This is a genomic window from Streptomyces sp. RP5T, from assembly GCF_003933965.1.
Taxonomy (GTDB): domain Bacteria; phylum Actinomycetota; class Actinomycetes; order Streptomycetales; family Streptomycetaceae; genus Streptomyces.
In genome coordinates, this window is the sequence record NZ_RSAJ01000959.1 from 1 (window position 1) to 2,012 (window position 2,012).

General features: G+C 73.9%; 1 protein-coding gene. It reads left to right on the forward strand.

Annotation, left to right across the window (positions count from 1 at the left end):
- On the forward strand, positions 1–1,910 hold a 1,910-nt coding region (gene cobT / locus EHS43_RS43415; RefSeq protein ID WP_125195926.1), incomplete at its 5' end, for a nicotinate-nucleotide--dimethylbenzimidazole phosphoribosyltransferase.
- Between the last annotated feature and the right edge of the window lie 102 nt (positions 1,911–2,012).

Sequence of the window (2,012 nt, forward strand, 5' to 3'; positions counted from 1 at the left end):
GCGCACAGCAGCACGCGGTCCCGGCCCCGCGCGCGGAGGACGGCGACCCCCGGTTCGCCCAGCAGGCGGACGACCTGGACACCAGGGCGGCCGATCAGGAAGACCCCGAGGTCCCGGAAGCGCCGGAAGTCCAGGAAGTGAGCACGGCTCCCGTGGCAGAGGCGCGACAGTCCACGGGCCCCGCCGCGCCCGCCTACGACGACGCCGAGCGCGAGGCCGTCCTCAAGGTCATGCGCGAGCGCCGCGACATCCGCAACGGCTTCCGCAGCGACCCGATCCCGCACGAGGTGCTGCTGCGGGTCCTGGAGGCCGCCCACACCGCGCCCTCCGTCGGCCACTCGCAGCCGTGGGACTTCGTCGTCATCCGCTCCGCCGAGACGCGCGCCGCCATGCAGGACCTGGCCCAGCGCCAGCGCGAGGCGTACGCCAAGTCGCTGCCCAAGGGCCGGGCCAAGCAGTTCAAGGAACTGAAGATCGAGGCCATCCTCGAGACCCCGGTGAACATCGTCGTCACCGCCGACCCGACCCGCGGCGGCCGCCACACCCTCGGCCGGCACACCCAGCCGCAGATGGCCCCGTACTCCGCTGCGCTCGCCGTGGAGAACCTCTGGCTCGCCGCCCGCGCCGAGGGCCTCGGCGTCGGCTGGGTCAGCTTCTTCGACGAGCGCGAGATGGTCCGCGCCCTCGGCCTGCCCGACCACCTGGAGGTCATCGCCTACCTGTGCGTCGGGTACGTCGACGAGTTCCCGGACGAGCCCGAGCTGATGCAGGCCGGCTGGTCCAAGCGCCGCCCGCTGTCCTGGGTCGTGCACGAGGAGACGTACGGCCGCCGCGCCCTGCCCGGTGAGGAGCCGCACGATCTGCTCGGCGAGACCGTCGCCCAGATCCGCCCGCTGGACGCCAAGGCGCTCGGCGAGGCCTGGGAGCGGCAGAAGCGGATGACCAAGCCGGCCGGCGCGCTCGGCATGCTGGAGATCATCTCTGCCCAGCTGTCCGGGCTGTCCCGGCAGTGCCCGCCGCCGATCCCGGAGCCCGCGGCCGTCGCGATCTTCGCCGGCGACCACGGTGTGCACGCCCAGGGCGTCACCCCCTGGCCGCAGGAGGTGACGGCCCAGATGGTCGCCAACTTCCTCGGCGGCGGCGCGGTCTGCAACGCCTTCGCCGGCCAGGTCGGCGCCGAGGTGTGCGTGGTCGACGTCGGCGTGGCCTCCGAACTCCCGGCCACCCCCGGCCTGTTGCCCCGCAAGATCCGGGCCGGCACGTCCGACATGACCACCGGTCCGGCGATGACCCGCGAGGAGGCCAAGCAGGCCATCGAGGTCGGCATCGAGACCGCGCGCGACCTGGTCGCGGCCGGCAACAAGGCGCTCCTGACGGGCGAGATGGGCATCGCGAACACCACCGCGTCCGCCGCCCTCATCTCGGTCTTCACGGGCACCGACCCCGCCGAGGTCACCGGCCGCGGCACCGGCATCAACGACGAGACCCTGGCCCGCAAGACCGAGGTCGTCCGCCGCGCGATCGAGTTGCACCGGCCCGACCCGGCCGACCCGATCGGCGTCCTGGCGGCGGTCGGCGGTTTCGAACACGCGGCGATGGTCGGCCTGTTGCTGGGCGGGGCCTCGCTGCGTACGCCGGTCATCCTCGACGGCGTCAGCGCGGGTGCCGCCGCCCTGGTGGCCCGCGCGATCGCCCCGGAGGTCCTCGCGGCCTGCATCGCGGGCCACCGCAGCGCGGAGCCGGGCCATGTGGCCGCCCTGAACAAGCTCGGCCTGCGCCCCCTGGTCGACCTCGACCTGCGCCTCGGCGAGGGCACCGGCGCCCTGCTGGCGCTGCCGCTGGTGCAGAGCACCGCGAGAGCGATGCACGAGGTGGCGACCTTCGACTCCGCAGGGGTGACCGAGAAGTAGGCCGCCTGCACAGGACCCGGGACATCTGATCCCGGGTCCTCCTGCCGTGCGCCCGCGCACCCGCACCGGCCATGACGCCCAGCCATCGGACAGCTGAGCCAC